We start from the raw sequence: 18,223 nt of genomic DNA, 5'->3' as shown, positions 1-18,223 counted from the left end.
CTTGTCCGTGTCGAAGCCGAACGGTGCGCTGGTCGAACTATGCACCGTCACCGATTTGTTGTGCTGGCGATCGTCAACATTCACTTCAACCCAGATGCCGTAGCTGGTCGAGTTGGCGCAGATTTTCAGGGCGTTTTGTTCCGTGTCGAGCCGCACTCTTTCGTCGCCGGTTGCCTGATCCCGACGCTGCTTAACGGATTGGCGCAGTTCGATAACCCGCTTGAAAAAATCGGCGGTGTTCGGGCTAACATGGTATTGCGGATTTCCGGCAATATCGATCGGCTCCAATCCCGATTGCACCGGCCCAGGCATGAACGAAATCGCCTCGATTATCTCAGGAGCCTTGCCGGTTAGCAGCTTGGCGGCGATGCAATCCGCCAACGTGAACCATTGCGGGGTTTCAGCAGTCAGATAGTTTAAGCCGATGGTCCTTTGGGCCTCACCCGAATAGGCGGCACGGACCGGGAAAATGTCACCATCGGGCTGGACGCGAACCAGCGTCGCCAGTTGCCGCCATGTTGCCTGCGATTGCAGGGAAGCCAAATCGGTCCGGGCCAAAAAATCCCGCGTTTCCGATGTGGTATCTTGCCATGTCATGCCATCGGCAACAACGAACCGCCACAGTCCCATCAGCGTGCAAACGGTCGGATACATTGACAGGAAATCGCACAATATCACTTGCCGAATTTCGCGGCGAATGCGGACCTCGGAACGTCCCCCAAAATAGGTGCCGATAATCTTGGCGATCATGCCCGGCGGGAAGTCAGGCTGCGTGTCGCGCCAACACACGATTCCCATTTCGCGGATATAGCCCTTGCCTATCCCCGCTTCGCTATAGATTTTTTCGGGCGTGGACTCGGTGAGTTTAAGGGCGTCAAACCGATCGATCAAATCCGCGTAGCATTCCCAAGTGGCCTGCACGTCGCGCACGGCATAGCGCACCATCTCATCGGTGATCGGACCGTCAAAGTGGTTGAAATTTAACTTTGGATTTGGAACCTGCAGAAACTTAGACAAGCTGGCCAATGAGAAACCCTTGGCAAACAGCGCACTGGCGAGGGTTTTGACGTCGATGAAATGGCCGCGCCTGACACCCGTTTTAATCCCGCGATTGCGTTGCCCCCGGCTGTCGCGCTGCCCCATAGTTGCGGCAAAGGAAATGAGCGCCGCCTTTCGCGACATATGCTTGACGCGAATGTTCGGGTAAATTTTTTGCTGCGACAGCTTGAATGTGAAGCCCCCGCGCATGGCGTTCGCTTCGTCGTCTTCCCGCGTCCGCGCGGTGCCATGCTTGAATGCCAGTCGCGAAATGTCGAACGGTAGATTGAACCCGATGATGGTGGCACGCATTTGCCAAGCGCATTTGAAAAACACGTCATCAATGAACCCTTCACGGGTGCGCAATGACAAACCGTGGGTATCGGCATGGGTTTGCAGCACGCCAATTTCATCGGTGCTTACGCCATCGGGATCATAGAAAATCCCGGCATCCCTGATTTCGCCCGCCTTTCGCAACTGATATGTGCCAAATCGCAAAGCTTGCGCGGCGTCAGTGGTCGTTTCCGTGTCGAAAGCCAGCGACCACGGCGACGCTGGCAACGGGGATTTCCGCTTGGATTTTGGCTTTGCTTCGCCGGTATCCTTCAAATCCCTCCAAGTCGGCGCGACATAGGCGCGGATAGCAATCGACAAATCGTCGGTGATGGGCGGTGCTGATTGCGAGCTAGTCATGCGGACTTCCCTTCGGTGCCAGTGGAGCGGGCAATGAGCGCCAGGCCGAACTCGGACAGCTTGGCAAAAATAATGGTGAGCATGTCGGCAAGGCCGAGAAGGAAATGCCCGACGCTGGCGAGGAATGGGTCGGCGTCGTGATCGAACGCGGGATGGCCTCGCTGTTCGTCGCTCAAAACGCGGTGACAATTGCGGCACACGAGAACGGTGGTTTCGTCGCGTCCATGGTCGGCAGGGTGGTGCTGCTCGATACATTGCCAGCGACCTTCGCCGCACGTTCCGCAGCGCGGCTCATTCGTGCCAAGCTTTTCGAGACGCTTTTGCTTGCGGCGCTCTGCCGCCAATTCCTTGTCAGTCATGTAATTCTCCCTTTCAGATTATGAGTTTGTAGATTTCGAGAAAATGCTCGTCGCCCGCCGCGGCGATGCGATGGAGTTCGTTAGGGTTGGTTTCGAGAGGATGGGCCTTGCCCTTGGCGTCGATCACCGACAGCCCTTCGAATTCAATCAAAGGGCTTGCGTCGCCCGAAGGTAGATAGGCTCGCACGGCTGCGAGGTGGCGACTGTTCAATGATGCCTGATCGAAGTCGCGCAGCCGAATTTCACGTGCTTCGCCATTCGAATAGACAAGCATGTCGCGGGGGCGATTGTCGGTGATTTTGAGGTTACGGCCCCGGCCTTGGACCTGCACATTTTGGGCCAGGAACCGGCGAAAGCGTTCGGGCGCTATGCCAACAGATTTCGCCGCCGCGTCCCGGTTGCCGGATTTCCGCAGTTCGCGAAGGGCATCTTCTAGGCGGGGATCGGACGCGGTTGGACGCGGTTTGATTGGCGCTTCACTTGACCTGGCATGACCGCGAGCTTGGGATCGGCTGAGGCCACGGGACGCAGCATTGGCGACGCGGCGGGTGTATTCGGTGCGAAAATCGCGTTGGCGTGCCACGGTCTGACCTTTGAACACTCCCGGCACCGTGCCGGGGAATGTGCAAAGGGTCGGGAACGCCGCGTGATTCGGCGAATCCTCTTTTGCTCACCAGTCGCGATTTTAGTAAATTGAATTAAATAGCAATTCTCCGAACGCCGCATATCGCAACAATTCGCTTTGCAAGATTTTGATCGCTCAAACCATTTCCTCGAATTTCTGATTTTCCGATCTTATCACGAACCATTTTACAGGAGATTTTTCGGGGCAAATTGGAAAATTCGGGGTTTTCTAAATCTAATTCTTTAATTGCGCGATCAATTGCCGATTTTGAACCTTTGTCGGGAACCGGGGGAGCGGCCATGGTAGTGGCGTGGGGATCATAAACGCGAACATTGGAATATAATTTGCCTTCCGATTGCACGGTCGATTGTGCCCAATTGGTTTCAGCAAAATCAAAAAAATCAGAGGCAATTTCTGCAGGGTAATGGCTTTTTGAGGGGCGCTGGCGGATGCCCAATGCTACAAGATCGGAATTGAATAGGGCGTCCAAAAGGCAATCTTGCATTTCTGAAATGAGAGCGTCGCGGCTTCGCTTGGCGGACATTGCCGCGTTGAAAGTTTCTAGCATAGCCATAACTACGTTCCGAGCGGCAGCGGGTTGCGCCGAGCTTTCGAGCGTTTCGGGAAATCCTTTTGCGTCTGCAAATGCGGTGCGTTGTTCAGGCGTGGCGAATGTCTCCCATGCTTCGTTAATGGGCACGGCATTGTCATAAAGGTCAAGTTTGGATTTTTGCGCCATTTGTCCCAATTCAAGTAATAAATTCAGCAAATTAACCTTCAAATTTCTAGAAAATATAGCGGCTATTTGTTATCATACCGTATGCTCGAAAACGCCGAATTTGCCGCCGCCACGCACGACGAATGGGCACTTCGCTCCGAATTTTGGCTTGCCGAAAGCGGGAAATTGCAGCGCAAGCGGCGGTTGCGTGACCGCAACTCCAATCCCCTGATATTGACCGGGCACGGAACCAACTTGCGGATCGAAGGCGGAGCGCTGGTCATTCGGCAAGGCTTTACGCACTACCCCCAGCAACGGGAACAGCACCGCTTTTTTCGCGGCGAACTCACGTTGCCGCCCGCCATCATCCTTTTGGACGGCTCCGGCTCGCTTTCCTTTGACGTGCTGAATTGGCTTTGTGAGCAAGGCGTAGCGTTGGCTCGGATCACTGGCGATGGCGGGTTTGCCGTCATGGCGTCGGGCGCTGGCTTTAGCGCCAACTCCGACAAGCTGCGCTGGCAATTCGACATGCAGCGCGACAGCGTCAAGCGGATCGATTTTGCTCGCGATTTGATCGCCCGGAAATTGGAAAACAGTAAGGCCACATTGCAAAGCCAGTTTCCCGATAGCGAGGCGGGCGCAAAGGCGGTTGCAAAGGCGGGCGATGCCATTGCACGGCTCAAGGCTGGCGGCTTTGCCGATATGAACGAAATCCGCTCAATCGAGGGCGAAGCGGCGGGAGCCTATTGGCGTGCCTGGGTCGGAATCGAAATGCGCTGGACCGCGCAGACCCGTTACCCGGTGCCGGACGATTGGCATCGTTATCGTTCGCGCAGTTCCGTCCTTACCGGGCACAAAAAGAAGAACCGCAAGGCGTCGCATCCGATCAACGCCATGCTCAATTATGCCTATGCGGTCAGGGCGGCGCAGTTGCAGATTCAGGCCGTCGCTGATGGCTTCGATCCCAACGCCGGGATCATGCACCATTACCGCGACGATTTCCCAGCTTACGTTTACGACCTCATTGAGCCGGAGCGGCCCAAGGTGGATGCGACAATCTTAACCTTTGCTCGGAGCCGCACTTTTTCAGGGGCGGATTTCATTCTCCGCAAAGATGGGGCTTGTCGGTTGTCACCGCAGTTGGGGCGGGTGGTGGCGGGATTAATTGGACACCGGCCACGCTGTTAAAGGTTTATCCGAACAACTACCTAGAAAGATTCCATTCATATGAGGTCGTCAATGACCCAGTGGGATACCACACAGGACGCATTTCGCCTTTAACCGAATCTTCACACCAACCATCTCCAGCGAGAACCTCGTACTTGCGATTTCCGTCAATTAAGTCGTAAGCAAACATGATATGTTCGCCTCGTATCTCGATGGATATTGGGCTTTTCGATTGTCCATTCTGTAACGATCCAAAGAGATATCCGTTGCCGTTATTATCAAGTTTAGACGGATTTAACCTGAGAATAAGGTGTTCATCTATTCCACCAGTTCTATCTTTTCCATCGCTATTTAAATCATAATGCCGATATTTGAAGCTAAGTATTTCTTCTTTGTCCTGACTGCCCAAAAATCTTGCACATGTCGCTGTCTGCGGGAGCACTGATTGCGAATGAGCGACTCCACCTTGTAGCAACGCGGCGATCAAAGAAAGTTGAGAAAGCTTAATGATTTGAGGAACTAAGTGCATAATCCAACCCCCAAAAAATGCAGATGATACCAAATCTACCGTCCACTATCATGACTCTTCGGCAGGCACTTTGCCAGCACTTTAGTAGTTTTTGGAAGTTGGTGTGGTCATAATTCCATTTTCCGGTGCCTATCACTATACCCCCCTTGCCCGCCGGAGGCCCCTTCCCCTTCTCCCTAAGCCCCGAACCCACCATCGATCGTCTGCATCGACCCGGTGATCATCGCCCCATGCGGGCCCGCCAGGAACGCCGCGAGTTCGGCGATCTCCGCGCCGTGGGCGTGGCGTTTGATGGCCATGAAGCCGTGCATGAATTCGGCCATCGGGCCATCGGCGGGGTTCATGTCGCTGTCGGTGGGTCCGGGCTGGATCGCGTTGATGGTGATGCCGCGCGCGCCGAAATCGCGGGCGAGGCCGCGGACCATGCCCTGGATGGCGGATTTGGTCATGGCGTAGGCGGCGCCGCCGGCAAAGGGCATGCGGTCGCCATTGGTGGAGCCGATCACCACCATCCGGCCATCAGCGTTCATCTGGCGCGCGGCTTCGACGGCGGCGTGGTAGGGGGCGCGGACGTTGATGTCGATCATGCGGTCGATCGCGTCGGGGTCGAGCGTCAGCGGGTCGCCCATCACCAGCGTGCCGGCGTTGATGGCGAGAATGTCGAGCGGCCCTTGCGCGGCGACAGTGGCGATCAGCGCGTCGCGGTTGGCGCTGTCGGCCTGGATGGCTTGCGCGCCGGTTTCCTTGGCCAGCGCCTGCGCAGCGTCCTGCGATCCGGCGTAAGTGAAGGCGACGCGGCCGCCGCCGCTGGCAAAGCGGCGCACCAGCGCGGCGCCGATGCCGCGGCTGCCGCCGAGGACGAGAATGGTCTTGCCGGTAAAGTCGGTCATGGGGGTTCTCCTGGCTGTGGGGCGCGGGCGTTGCGTCCGGGCTCGATGGTTGGAAGATGAACTCGCCGCACGGTTCGAACCAGCCGGATAAACTCGAAGCCGACGGTCGAGATTTTCGAACGAATGCCCGGCGGTCGGGTAGTGCGTCCGGCTTGCGACAGCTCTGACACACATTGTTGCAAGGTTGCTGGACGAACGTAAGGCGCGCGTCAGTCGCTCGCCGCATTGCTCGGCTCGTGGACCGGCGGGGCGGTCGCCGGTGGATCACGTACGCGCGATCATCGGCATTACCATGCCCTTGCAAGGTCTTGCGACAACAAGCGAAAGGGCGCGCCTTCATGGTACATCGTTCAAACCGGGCCTTGCGGCCCGCCGGCTTCGTGCGTCCTGCGTTCCTGGGGGCGGCGAGCGTGCTGGCGCTTTGCGCGGCGCCCGCCTGGGCGCAGTGCGTGCCCGACAGCAGCGGGGACAACGTGACCTGTTCGGGCACCTCGCCCGCTTATTCGAACACCGCCGCCGGGGTGACGCTGAATGCGCAGAGCGGCGGCACCGTCACCGGGCCGGTGGTGCTGGGTGATGGCGCCAATGTCGGCAACGCCGGCACCGTCAACGGCCCGGCCGGCAGTCCCACGATCCAGGCGGGCAACACCGCCACGATCACCAACGCCGGCACGATCGCGCAAGCCAACGCCACTGCCGGATCATCGGGCATTCTGCTGGGTGACAATGGCACGGTTATCAATTCGGGTACGCTGACAGCGCCATCAGGAACCAATGTGGTGAGCTTCGGTCGCGGTGGCAGCTTTACGCTGGCCAGCGGTGCCCCCGCGGTGGTGACGGGCAACGTGGTGTTCGACAACAACATCGTCTTCGGCACCAATGTCGGCCCCAGCGTTGCCAGCTTCGTCAACCAGAACACCGCGTTCGGCTTTGCGGGCAACGTATCGAGCATCGGCAACACCACCATCGACAATGCCGGGCCCTACACCGGCAACTTCACCCAGACGCAAAGCGGCAGCACGGTCAATTTCCTCAACGAGGCCACAGGCGTATTCACCGGGACGATCCAGACCGGCGATCCGATCGGCTTGACCAACAACGGCACGATGACGCTGGTGGGATTGTCGAGCCTGCAATCGGCGGCGACCGGCGCGCCAGCCAGCGTGGTCACCAACACCGGCACGCTGAACGTGGGCACGGCCACGGTTGCCGGCCAGCTCAACATCAACGGCAACTTCATCCAGAGCACGAGCGGCACATTGGGCCTGACGCTGCGGTCCTCGGCCGCGCCGGTTGCGGGCACAACTTTCAGCCAGGTTTTCGCCACCGGCAGCGCCCAGCTTGCCGGCACGCTCAACCTCAATGTCACGCCGGGCTATTACCCCAGCGGATCGACTTACAACGTGGTGGTCGGCAATGGCGGGCTCAGCGGCGGGTTCAGCGCGGTGACGGGCAATGGTTTGACCTTCATCAGCTTCGTGCCGGTGGGCGTGGTCACGGTTTCGGGGACGCAGCAGGCCTACCAGATCCAGGCGGTGCGGACGACGACTTATGCCGCCGCGATCGCTGCGGTTGCCACGCCTGCAGAACTGGCGATCGCCACCGGCTACCAAGGCGTGGTCAGCGCGGCCGATCTGGCGCCCGCCGGCGCCGCGGCCACGCTGGTCGGGCAGACCGACGTGCTCACGGTGGCGCAGGCGCAGGCGTTCTTCGACAGCGTCAACCCCGCCGGATACCTGGGTTACGCCAACGCGATGCGCGATCAGGCCAACTTGTTCCAGCGGCAGGTGGCGCTGCGCATGACCGATCAGAACAGCAGCCATCCCGAGGACGGCTTCTGGATGCAGGCGGGCGGAAGCCTGTTCGGCAAGGCCGCGCGCGGCACGTCCAATTCGCGCGAGACCGGTTACCAGATCGATTTCGGCTATGACATCAGCGGCCCGAAGTACGTGCTGGGCGCGGCGTTCAGCTATTCGCAGGACCACCTGACATATGGCCTGGGCAACCTGGTTGGACACAACAACGCTTATATCTTCGGCGGTTATGGCGCGTTCCACCTTGGGCCGCTGGTGGCATCGGGGCAGGTTTCGTACCAGTTGGGCAACTTCGCCGCGAACAAGGTGGTGACGGCGGGCGCGACGACTTACACCGCAAGCGCGCACGCGGCCGATCGGCTGCTGACCGCCAACGCCACATTGGGCGGCGAACTCAAGGCCGCCGGGCTGTCGGTCACGCCGTTCGTGGGGATCGCGAAGCAGGTCGGCTCGATCTCGGCCTTCTCGGAAATCAACGCGGGTGCCGCCGATCTTTCGGTCGGCCGCATCCGCGCGAACCGCACCGATTTGCTGGCGGGCGCCACGGTCACCAAGGCCGAGGGCGGCTTGCGGCCCTACTTGCGCGCCACTTACCGCAGCCAGATCGGCACCGGGCCCGATGCGGGCGTGACCGCCTATTTCAACGGCGATCCCACTACCACCTTCACCGTTGCCGGCCAGCCCGCCGCCAAGCACCAGGGCGATGTGGACGCGGGCGTCAACATCGTGGTCAACGACGAGGGCGGGTTCTTCGTCGGCTATCAGGGCACCTTCCGCAGCGACCTGACCAGCCACGGACTGGTGGCGGGTGTGCGGCTGGAGTTCTAAAGCCGCGATTGCCCCGGCGGACAGTGTCGCCCGATCGCGCGCGCGGCTAGGCGCTGTCCGATGACGGTTCCTTCATTCCCTTCTACCCGCGCCGCCGCGCTCGATCGGCTGGAGCGGTTCGTGCCGCTGGCCGGGCAGCTTTATGCCACGGGGCGCAATGCCGATCCGGGGCCGGATGCGGCGGGGGCGGTGTCGCGGCTTTCGGCGTGCTTGCGCTATCGGCTGGTGACCGAGCGCGAGGTGGTGGCGGCGGTGTTGACGCGGCACAGCCTGGGGGCGGCAGAAAAGTTCGTGCAGGAGGTGCTGTGGCGCACTTACTGGAAGGGCTGGCTGGAAATGCGGCCCTCGGTGTGGGCGCGGCTCTTGGACGAGCGCGAGCGGCAGCGGCAGCACTTTCCCAACTCGCGTGCCTTGGCGTCGGCCGAAAGCGGGATGACCGGGATCGAGGGATTCGACGACTGGGCGCGCGAGCTGGTGGAAACCGGCTATCTCCACAACCATGCGCGGATGTGGTTTGCTTCGATCTGGATCTTTACCTTGCGGCTGCCGTGGGCGCTGGGTGCGGACTTTTTTCTGCGGCACCTGATCGATGCCGATGCGGCGAGCAACACGCTGTCGTGGCGGTGGGTGGCGGGGTTGCAGACCGTGGGCAAGACCTATCTGGCGACCGCTGACAACATCGCGCGTTATACCGGGGGGCGGTTCGCGCCCAAGGGGCTGGCGCGCGAGGCGGTGGCGTTGACCGAACCGCCGGTGGGTCCTGCACAGCCCCTGCCCGAGCTTGCGGGCTATTCGGCGGGCGAGCCATCTCTTTTGCTGGTGACGCCCGAGGACATGAACCCGGAATCGCAGTTTCCCACTGGTACACCGATCATGGCGGCGGTTGTAGCCGGAGGCGGCAATCTGCTGTGGGGCGATGCGGCGCGCGATTATGTCGCGGCGGCGGCGGACGATACGGCGGCGCGTGTGGCTGCGCATTTCGGTTGCTCGGCCGATGTGCTGGTTACGCTCGATGCGCCGGCGCTGCTTTCGGCCGCGCGCGAAGCAGGCGTGCGGCAGATCGTGACCGCTTGCGCGCCGGTCGGGCCGATTGCCGATCGGCTGGCCACGCTCGCGCCGGTGCTGGCCGGTGAAGGCGTATCGCTGGTGCAAGCGCGGCGGCGATGGGATGCGCAATTCTGGCCGCAAGCGAAGAAGGGCTTTTTCGCGTTCAAGGAGCGGATTCCCGAACTGTTGCGTGCGGATGGACTGCCCGCCTGATGACCCGGGTGCGCAACCTGATCCTGGTGCTGGGCGACCAGTTGACGCCCACGCTGTCGAGCCTGGCGGCGGGCGATCCGCTACGCGATCGCGTGCTGATGGCCGAGCTTCACGACGAAGCGACGTATGTGCGCCACCACAAGAAGAAGATCGCGTTCCTGTTCGCAGCCATGCGCCACTTTGCGCAAGGTCTGCGCGCAGGCGGCTGGACACTCGATTACATCACGCTCGATGCGCCCGACAACCAGGGCAGCTTTACCGCGCAAGTGGCGCAGGCCGTAGCGCAGCTTCGGCCCGAGCGGATCGTGGTGACCGAGCCGGGCGAATGGCGCGTGGCGCAGATGTTCGCCGGCTGGCAGGAGCGATTTAAAGTGCCGGTCGACGTGCTGCCCGATGACCGGTTCCTGTCCTCCCCGACCGAATTCCGCGGCTGGGCCGAAGGGCGCAAGCAGTTGCGGATGGAGTATTTCTACCGCGACATGCGCCGCAAGACCGGGCTGCTGATGGAAGGCGACCAGCCCGCCGGCGGGCAATGGAACTTCGACGCCGACAACCGCAAGCCCGCCGATGCCGATCTGTTCATGCCGCAACCGCTGGCGTTCGAACCCGATGCCATAACGCAAGACGTGCTGGCGCTGGTGGCGGCGCGGTTCGACAACCATTTCGGCGATCTCATGCCGTTCGGGTATGCGGTGACGCGCGCCGATGCCGAAGCGGCGTTCGCCGCGTTCGTGAAAAAAGCCCTGCCCCGCTTCGGCGATTACCAGGACGCGATGCTGACGGGCGAGCCGTTCCTGTACCATGCGGTGATCGCGCAATATCTCAACTGCGGGCTGCTCGATCCGTTGCAGGTGTGCCGGCAGGTCGAGGCGGCGTGGCGCGCGGGCAAGGTTCCGCTGAACGCCGCCGAGGGCTTCATCCGCCAGATCATCGGCTGGCGCGAATATGTGCGCGGGATCTACTGGCTGAAAATGCCCGGCTACGAAGCCAGCAACTTCTTCGGCCACACCCGGCCGTTGCCGGGGTTCTACTGGACCGCTGAAACCGACATGGCTTGCGTGAAGGCGGCAGTGACGCAGACGAAAGAGCAGGCTTACGCCCACCACATCCAGCGGCTGATGGTGACGGGCAACTTCGCGATGCTGGCGGGGATCGATCCGCACGAGCTGCACGAATGGTATCTGGGCGTCTATGCCGATGCCTACGAATGGGTCGAGCTGCCCAACACCGTGGGGATGAGCCAGTTCGCCGATGGCGGGTTGCTCGCTTCAAAGCCTTATGCCGCCAGCGGGGCGTATATCAACCGCATGTCGAATTACTGCGGATCGTGCCGCTATGCGGTCAAGCAGCGCACCGGGCCCGATGCCTGCCCGTTCAACGCGCTGTACTGGGATTTCATTTCGCGCCACCGCGACAAGATCGGCAGCAATCCGCGCATTGCGCAGATGGTGCGGACTTACGACAAGTTCGCGCCCGACGAACAACAGCGGATCGCGCAGAGTGCGGCGGCTTTCCTGGCGACGTTGTAACCCGCGCGGCCCGGCGCTACCGGCGTGCGCATGACCAAGCACATCGCCTTCCTCGCCTGCCCCGAGACTCTGCCCGGATCGCCCGTGCGGCGGCCCGATGCGTTCGAGCATGATCTGCTGTTCGATGCGATCGCCGGCGGGCTGGCGGGCCGCGCAACAATGCAGGCGATCGACTGGCGCGCGCCGCTGGAGGTGCTGGCGGGCTTCGACCTGGCCTACCTGGGCACGCCGTGGGACTATACCGAAGCCAAGGATGAATTCCTGGACCGGCTAGATGCGCTGGAGGCAGCGGGCGTCGTGGTGTGCAACCCCGCCGGCGTGGTGCGGTGGAACGCCGACAAGCTGTACTTGCGCGAGCTGGAACAGCGCGGCGCAGCCTCGATCCAGACGCTGTGGCCCGACAGCGCGGGGCCGGCCGACGTGCTGGCCGCGTTCGATCGCTTTGGGTGCGACCGGGTCGTGGTCAAGCGCCGCGTGGGCGCGGGCGCGATCGGGCAGGACAGCTTCACCCGCGACAATCCGCCGCCCGCCGACTGGCGCATGGACCAGCCGGCGATGATCCAGCCGTTCCTGCCCGCGATCGACCACGAGGGCGAGCATTCGTTCATTTTCGTCGACGGTGCCTTCAGCCACGGCCTGATCAAGCGCGCCGCCCCGGGCGATTACCGCATCCAGTCGCTTTACGGCGGCAGCGAGGTTGCGGTGATCCCCGCCCCGGCCGATCTGGCAGCGGCGCTGGTGGTCATGGCGATGCTTCCGTTCGACCAGCCGCCGCTTTACGCACGGATCGACATGGTGCGGTTGGCCGATGGCATGCTGGCGCTGATCGAGGCGGAGATGATCGAGCCCTACCTCTACCCCGAACAGGACGCCGGCTTTGGTGCGCGGATGGCGGAAGCGTTGTTGCGGCGATTGGGCTGAACGCGCGAAGGCGCTTGCGCCTCGGGTGCGCCGACGCTTGCCCATTGGCGCCGCCGCGGCGATACACAAGGTGGGGCCTAGATACGCGCCCGAGTCAGGAGAGCGCACTTGGACAGGAGCAGCAACGACCCGTCACCGTTCTCGATCGATCGTCGCGGTGCGATGCTCGGCGCGCCCGTTGCCGGGATGGCGATGCTGAGCGCATCGCCAGTCCGGGGCCAAACCACGCCCGCCGACTTTGCCTTCCACCAGGTCGATGTGTTCTCGCCCGAACCGTTTCGCGGCAACCCGCTCGCGGTCGTGCTCGGGGCGGACCGGCTTGGCGATGCGCAGATGGCGCTGTTCTCGAAGTGGACCAACCTCAGCGAAACGACCTTTCTGCTGCGACCGACGGACCCAGCGGCCGATTATCGCGTGCGCATTTTCTCGGTGGGCGAAGAACTGCCGTTTGCCGGGCACCCGACACTCGGCAGTTGCCACGTGTGGCTGGCAACCGGCGGGCGGCCGCGCGGCGCGGAGATCGTGCAGCAATGTCCGGCCGGGCTGGTGCACTTGCGCGGCGCTCCCGGCCGCCTGGCGTTCGAGGCACCGCCGCTCAAGCGGGTGCAGCCGCTAGATGCTGCGTTGCTCGATCGGCTGCGCCGCGGACTGGGCCTTGGCGAAGGCGAGATCGTCGCTTCCGGCCTGCTCGACAGCGGGCTTCCGCAGACGGCGTTGATGATCCGCAGCCGCGAGCGCCTGCTTGCGCTCAAGCCCGACTGGCGCGTGCTCGAAACCGATTTCGTCGGGCTGATCGCGCCATACGGCGCGCAGCATCGCCCGGGCGAACCCGACTTCGAGGTGCGCGTGTTCGACGAAACGCTCGCCAATTCGGAGGACCCGGTAACCGGCAGCTTCAACGCAGCCGTGGCGCGCTGGTTGATCGGGAGCGGACAGGCACCGGCGCATTATCTTGTCAGCCAGGGCACAGTGCTCGGCCGGGCCGGACGCGTCCACGTCGACCAGGACGCGGGGCGGGTGTGGATTGGCGGTGATGTGACCGAGCGGATCATCGGCCGCGTGCGGTTCTGATCGCGAACCCGACGATGGACATCACCGATGCGCTCCCCGGCGACGAGACAGGCGTCATCGCGCTATGGCGCGCTGCGGGTTTGACGCGGCCGTGGAACGATCCGGCGGCGGACTTCCGCATGGCGCTGGCCGGGCCGTGCTCGACCGTGCTGTTGGCGTGCGAGGGCGCGGACCTTGCGGGCAGCGTGATGGTCGGCTTCGATGGCCATCGCGGCTGGGTCTATTACCTCGCTTGCCACCCTGAACGGCGCGGACGGGGGATCGGGCGCGCGCTGATGGCGGCGGCCGAGGACTGGCTCAAGGTTCGCGGCTGCCCCAAGATCCAGTTGATGGTGCGCGGCGACAACCTGGCCGCGAAGGGCTTCTACGCGGCGATCGGCTACGAGGTGCAGGACGTGGTGACGATCGGTAAGCGGTTCTAATACCGCGAAAGTTGGACCTGCAACGACTTGTAACCGTGGACGAAGCACGCCGGCACGCGCACCGGTTCGGCCAGCACGTTCACGCGCAGCCGCCGCTTGGCCATTTCCTCAAGCAGCGTAACCAATTGCAGTTCGGCCACGCGTGCGCCCACGCAGCGGTGGATGCCGTAGCCGAACGACAAGTGGCGCCGCGCGTTGGGCCGGTCGACCCGGATCGCCTCGCCATCTTCGAACACGCTTTCATCGCGGTTGGCCGACAAATACCACATCACCACCTTGTCGCCCTTCTTCATCGGCACGCCGGCCACGTCGGTGTCCTCGGTGACGGTGCGGCGCATGTGCGACAGCGGGGTCTGCCAGCGGATCAGTTCCTGCACCGCGTTGGGGATCAGCGCGGGATCAGCCTCCAGCTTGGCGCGCTCTGCCGGATACTGGCTGAGGCCATAGGCGTAGGCCGACATCGAATTGCGCGTGGTGTCGTTGCCGCCCACGATCAGGAGGATCAGGTTGCCGATGAATTCTTCGGGCGGCATGTCGCGCATCGCTGGTGATTGCAGCATCACGCTGACCAGATCCTTGCCCGGATTGGCCATGCGGTCCTGCCACAGCGCGGCAAAGGCCATGCCCATTTCCTGCATCTTTGCGATCCGCACCTCGACCGTGTCGGGGTTCTTGATCATCTCGACATCGCCGCCGTAATCGGACCATTCGGTGAGGTGGTGGCGGTGTTCCCAGGGATAGCCGAACAGCTTGGCCAGCATCCCGGTGGTCAGTTCGATCGAGACGCGCTGGACCCAATCGAACGGCTGACCGATCGGCAGGTTGTCGAGCAGTTCACCGGTGCGTTGCTGCACCTCGGCCTTCATCGCGGCCACTTCGGACGGCCCGAAGCTGGGCGCCACGGCGCGGCGCGGCGCGGTGTGCAGCGGCGGGTCCATCGCGATGAACATCGGTTCGCGCATGTTGTGCTGGGCAAACAGCGCCGGATCGCCCGAGATCGCGATGCCGCCAAGCTGCCAGTCGGACGAGAAGATTTTCGGCAGCGCCTCGATATGGACGATCGGCTTGTACGTTGTCACCGACCAGTAGGGACCGAAACCGCTTTCGGGCACGTACTGGATCGGCGCCTGCGCGCGCAACTGGCGGAACAGGTCCTGCCAGCGATCTTCGGCATAGAGTTCGGGCAGCGAGACATCGATCGGCGCGAGGGCTTGCCCGGGAACGAGGGGGTCGAGGACAGCGGCAGTGGCCATGGATGGTGCTCCGGAACGGTGTCTGGTTGCTTCAGACTAAGCTCTGGCCCCGAATCCGCAAAAGAAAATGTTGCAAGTCCGAACAGCACTTTGCTGCACGATGCTGCAACCAGCCTGCTGTCAGCGTTGCGCTTCCGCCACGCCGTTCCAGCCCCCGCCCAGCGCCTGATAAAGCGCCACCACCGCGTTGGTCTGGTCGGCGCGGAGTTGCACCAGGCTGAGATCAATCGCCAGCAGGCTGCGTTGCGCGTCGAGCTGTTCGAGGTAACCGCTATAGCCGGCCTGGTAGCGATTGGTGGCGTGTTTCAAGGCGCTTGCAACCGCGATGCGTTGCGCTTCCAATGCGCGGCGCTGGTCGGCCAGGCGGGCGATCGTGACCAGCGTATCGTCGGTTTCGCGGAACGCGGTCAGCGCGGCCTTGCGGTAAGCGAAGGCGGCCTGATCGCGCCGCGCGGCCGCGCCCTCGACGCCCGCGCGCAACCTGCCGCCCTGGAACAGCGGCGCGAGCACGCTGCCGCCGATCGACCAGATCGATATCGGATCGGGCAGCAAGGTGTTGAACACCGCACCGGCCGAAGCGGCGAGCCGCAGCGAGGGCAGGAACTGCTTGCGCGCGACGGACAAGCTGGCGTCGGTGGCGGCGAGCGACAATTCGGCTTGCGCCACATCGGGGCGGCGGCGCAGCAGTTCGCTGGGCAAGCCTTCAGCGGGCAACGCGGGGTTGGCGAGCCCCGCCAAAGTGCCGCGCGCGATCGGGCCGGGCACGTCGCCAGACAGCAGCCGCAGCGCCTGTTCGGCCCGCGCAATCGCCAGATCGACTTGCGGCAGGATGAGCGCGGTGCCCTGGTATTCGGCTTGCGCCTGCCGCAATTCGAGGTCCGAAGTGTAGCCTGCCCTTGCACGAGACTGCGCCAGTTTAAGCGCCGAGGCGCGGTCGGCGATGGTCTGATTCACCACCAAGCGCCGCGCATCGAGCGCCAGCAGCGTGACATAGCCACTAGCGGTAGCGCCCGCCACGCTGAGCGACGCCGCATCGCGCGCGGCAGCGCTGGCGAGGTACGCGTTGCGCGCCGCGGAAACCTGATCGGCGATGCGCCCGAACAGATCGACCTCGTAAGCCGCCTGCACCGTCGGCTGAGCGGAGGTGGATGTGCTCGGCATGCCGAATGGATTGATCGTGCGCGCTTCGGATGCGCCCAGCCCGGCATCGAGCGTGGGCAGGAGCGCGGCGCGCGCGGCTGTTGTCTGTGCGCGCGCCTCGCGCACGCGGGCGGCAGCGATGGCGATGTCGGTGTTGTTGGCCAGCGCGCGTTCGACCAGCGCGGCCAGTTGCGGATCGCCGAACGTGCGCCACCATTGCGCATCCATCGGCGCCACGCCCGCCAGATCGGTGCGCCAGGCCTCTGGCGCAACCACCCGCGCGGCCTCGGGCAGCGGCGTGTGTGGCGCGGCGCAACCCGCCAACGCGCTAGCCAGCGTTGCGGCAATCAGCAGCGCGCGGTTCATGGCTGCGTCCGCCGATCGCGCGGTGCGGGGCCGCCGGTGGTATCGACTTGCGCCTGCACCGACATGCCCGGCCGCAACCGCGCGTAAAGCGGATCGTTGCGGTCCACTGCGATCCGCACGGTAATCCGTTGCGGCACCTTGACGAAGTTGCCGGTGGCGTTGTCGGGCTTGATGATCGAGAACTCGTTGCCCGCAGCCGGCGACGTGCGTTCGACCGTGCCCTTGATTTCCGCATGATCGAGCGCGTCGAACTTCAGCCTTGCGCGCTGGCCCGGCACCATGCGCGCGGTCTGGCCTTCCTTGAAGTTGGCCGCGACCCACACCACCGGCGGCACCAGGAACGTGAGCTGGGTGCCCGCCGTGACATATTGCCCAAGCCGCACGCCTACTTCGCCCAGCCGGCCGTCCTGCGGCGCGCGGATCACGGTGTTGGCAAGGTCGATCTCGGCAAGTTTCAGCGCGGCCTGCGCGCCTTCCACCCCGGCCGAAAGCCCGCCGCGCCCGACCACCACGGTGCGCACCGCCTCGCCCGCCACGTCGCGCTGAGCCTGTGCCTGAAGCACGCCCGCTTGCGCTTGCCGCAGCGCTGCCAGCGTCTGGTCGCGCTCGCGCAAGCTGATCGATCCTTCGCCGACGAGATCGTTGACGCGCGCCATGTCCGCCTGTGCGCGCTGGAGTTGGGCGCGGGCGTTGGCGACGCTGGCCTCCTGCCCTGCCAGTTGCGCACCGGCCGAGCGCTGGGTCTGCTGCGAATTCGACAGGCTGGCGTTCTGCGCTGCCAATTGCGCCTTGGCCTGCTCTACCCGCTGGCGATAGATGCGGTCATCGATCCGCGCGAGCACCTGCCCGGCCGTGACCTGCTGGTAATCCTGCACCGTCACTTCGACCACGTAGCCGCTGACTTGCGGCGCAATCACCGTCGTCTGCCCGCGCACATAGGCGTCGTCGGTGGTTTGCACCGCAGTGGAGAACGGCGCGAGCCCCCAGGCCCACAGCGCCATCGCCACACCTGCCACCGCCAGCGCCACGAACAGCAGCGTCATCCGCCGGCTGTTGGCCGGGGGCGCCCAGCCGCGCTTTGGTTCCGGCGCGGGTTCGGTCGCGGGCAAAGGCGCGGGCGCGGTCACCTCCGGCTCGGGATTGCACTCGATCGGGTCTTTCAGGCGACCATCCTCGGGCGGGACGACGGTGGTTTCGGTCATGACGCAGCGGCTTTCTCTCGCATTGCGGCCAAAGCCGCCATTTCATCGGCGAACGGGGTGATCTTGTTGCGCCGGTAGTAATTCCAGCGCTGCGCCAGCAGCAACAGGCCGATCAGCGCCAGCACCCCGATCAACAGGAACACGTCGTTGAACGCCAGGATATTGGCCTCGCGCGTGATCTGCTGGCCGAGCAGTTGCACCCCGATCGTCTGACGCTGCGCCGGGTCGGTCACCACGCGCGCGTAAGCCCCGCCGAGTTGCTGCAAGCGCAGCGCAACTTGCGGATCGGTGGTGATCACGCCGGCCACGAGGTTGCTCGAATGCAGCCGCTCGCGGATCACCTGGAAGCTGCCGAGCAAGGCCGCTCCACCGAGGCCGCCCAGCGTCTGCGAGATGCC

The 18,223-nt window shown here is 63.4% G+C and carries 16 protein-coding genes and 1 pseudogene; 7 read left to right on the top strand and 10 right to left on the bottom strand.

The window, feature by feature from the left end:
- The 4 genes from Q0R16_RS03075 to Q0R16_RS03060 form a co-directional block, all read right to left on the bottom strand.
- Nucleotides 1–1,731 (bottom strand): hypothetical protein (locus tag Q0R16_RS03075; RefSeq protein ID WP_295631736.1); only part of this gene is annotated, 1,731 nt, incomplete at its 3' end.
- A complete protein-coding gene (locus Q0R16_RS03070; protein ID WP_295631733.1) occupies nt 1,728–2,090 on the bottom strand; it encodes a hypothetical protein in 363 nt (120 codons plus the stop codon). The genes Q0R16_RS03070 and Q0R16_RS03075, both read right to left, overlap by 4 nt.
- Before the next feature lie 13 nt (nt 2,091–2,103).
- Entirely contained in the window at nt 2,104–2,673 is a 570-nt protein-coding gene (locus tag Q0R16_RS03065; protein ID WP_295631730.1) for a hypothetical protein, read from the bottom strand.
- A gap of 115 nt (nt 2,674–2,788) precedes the next feature.
- Nucleotides 2,789–3,496 carry a hypothetical protein gene (locus Q0R16_RS03060; protein WP_295631727.1) on the bottom strand — a complete coding sequence of 236 codons (708 nt, stop codon included), beginning with the start codon at nt 3,494–3,496 and terminating at the stop codon, nt 2,789–2,791.
- A 39-nt stretch (nt 3,497–3,535) separates the two neighbouring features.
- Between Q0R16_RS03060 and cas1 the strand changes: the two genes are divergently transcribed.
- Nucleotides 3,536–4,621, top strand: coding sequence for a CRISPR-associated endonuclease Cas1 (gene cas1 / locus Q0R16_RS03055; RefSeq protein WP_295631724.1), 1,086 nt, complete (start codon nt 3,536–3,538; stop codon nt 4,619–4,621).
- Between the two features lie 16 nt (nt 4,622–4,637).
- Here the strand turns inward: cas1 and Q0R16_RS03050 are convergent, their stop codons facing one another.
- Together Q0R16_RS03050 and bdcA are read right to left on the bottom strand one after the other, a co-directional pair.
- Complete coding sequence (locus Q0R16_RS03050; RefSeq protein WP_295631722.1) at nt 4,638–5,162, bottom strand: hypothetical protein; 525 nt, start codon at nt 5,160–5,162, stop codon at nt 4,638–4,640.
- 143 nt (nt 5,163–5,305) lie between these two features.
- The gene (bdcA, locus tag Q0R16_RS03045) at nt 5,306–6,019 is read right to left on the bottom strand and encodes an SDR family oxidoreductase (protein WP_295631719.1); all 714 of its coding nucleotides are present in this window, start codon (nt 6,017–6,019) and stop codon (nt 5,306–5,308) included.
- A gap of 338 nt (nt 6,020–6,357) precedes the next feature.
- Here bdcA and Q0R16_RS03040 point away from each other — a divergent pair, with 338 nt between their 5' ends.
- The 6 genes from Q0R16_RS03040 (at nt 6,358) to Q0R16_RS03015 (ending at nt 13,864) form a co-directional block, all read left to right on the top strand.
- Nucleotides 6,358–8,661 (top strand): autotransporter domain-containing protein, encoded by a 2,304-nt coding sequence (locus Q0R16_RS03040; RefSeq protein WP_295631715.1) that lies wholly within the window; start codon nt 6,358–6,360, stop codon nt 8,659–8,661.
- A gap of 60 nt (nt 8,662–8,721) precedes the next feature.
- On the top strand, nt 8,722–9,921 hold the full coding sequence (locus Q0R16_RS03035) for an FAD-binding domain-containing protein (RefSeq protein WP_295631711.1): 1,200 nt from the start codon (nt 8,722–8,724) through the stop codon (nt 9,919–9,921).
- The gene (locus Q0R16_RS03030) at nt 9,921–11,450 is read left to right on the top strand and encodes a cryptochrome/photolyase family protein (protein ID WP_295631708.1); all 1,530 of its coding nucleotides are present in this window, start codon (nt 9,921–9,923) and stop codon (nt 11,448–11,450) included. Before Q0R16_RS03035 ends, Q0R16_RS03030 begins: the two co-directional genes overlap by 1 nt.
- Before the next feature lie 30 nt (nt 11,451–11,480).
- Nucleotides 11,481–12,371 carry a hypothetical protein gene (locus tag Q0R16_RS03025; RefSeq protein WP_295631705.1) on the top strand — a complete coding sequence of 297 codons (891 nt, stop codon included), beginning with the start codon at nt 11,481–11,483 and terminating at the stop codon, nt 12,369–12,371.
- Between the two features lie 108 nt (nt 12,372–12,479).
- Nucleotides 12,480–13,442: a PhzF family phenazine biosynthesis protein gene (locus tag Q0R16_RS03020; protein WP_295631702.1), complete on the top strand. Its 963-nt coding sequence runs from the start codon at nt 12,480–12,482 to the stop codon at nt 13,440–13,442.
- Between the two features lie 14 nt (nt 13,443–13,456).
- Nucleotides 13,457–13,864, top strand: a complete 408-nt coding sequence (locus Q0R16_RS03015; protein WP_295631700.1) for a GNAT family acetyltransferase — start codon at nt 13,457–13,459, stop codon at nt 13,862–13,864.
- On the opposite strand, the gene Q0R16_RS03010 is transcribed toward Q0R16_RS03015, so the two are convergent.
- From Q0R16_RS03010 to Q0R16_RS02995, 4 genes and pseudogenes are all read right to left on the bottom strand, one after another.
- On the bottom strand, nt 13,861–15,117 hold the full coding sequence (locus Q0R16_RS03010) for a cytochrome P450 (protein WP_295631698.1): 1,257 nt from the start codon (nt 15,115–15,117) through the stop codon (nt 13,861–13,863). The two genes, Q0R16_RS03015 and Q0R16_RS03010, sit on opposite strands and share 4 nt — an antisense overlap.
- 120 nt (nt 15,118–15,237) lie before the next feature.
- Nucleotides 15,238–16,623, bottom strand: a complete 1,386-nt coding sequence (locus tag Q0R16_RS03005; protein ID WP_295631696.1) for an efflux transporter outer membrane subunit — start codon at nt 16,621–16,623, stop codon at nt 15,238–15,240.
- Nucleotides 16,620–17,825 carry an HlyD family secretion protein gene (locus Q0R16_RS03000; RefSeq protein ID WP_295631694.1) on the bottom strand — a complete coding sequence of 402 codons (1,206 nt, stop codon included), beginning with the start codon at nt 17,823–17,825 and terminating at the stop codon, nt 16,620–16,622. The genes Q0R16_RS03005 and Q0R16_RS03000 overlap by 4 nt, the downstream gene beginning before the upstream one ends.
- Nucleotides 17,822–18,223: pseudogene (locus tag Q0R16_RS02995) on the bottom strand (hypothetical protein); the annotation flags it as partial. The gene Q0R16_RS03000 and the pseudogene Q0R16_RS02995, both read right to left, overlap by 4 nt.

Source organism: Novosphingobium sp., assembly GCF_025351285.1.
GTDB lineage: Bacteria > Pseudomonadota > Alphaproteobacteria > Sphingomonadales > Sphingomonadaceae > Novosphingobium.
The sequence above is the reverse complement of the archived record's forward strand: the minus strand, read 5'-3'. Positions and strand labels throughout refer to the sequence as shown.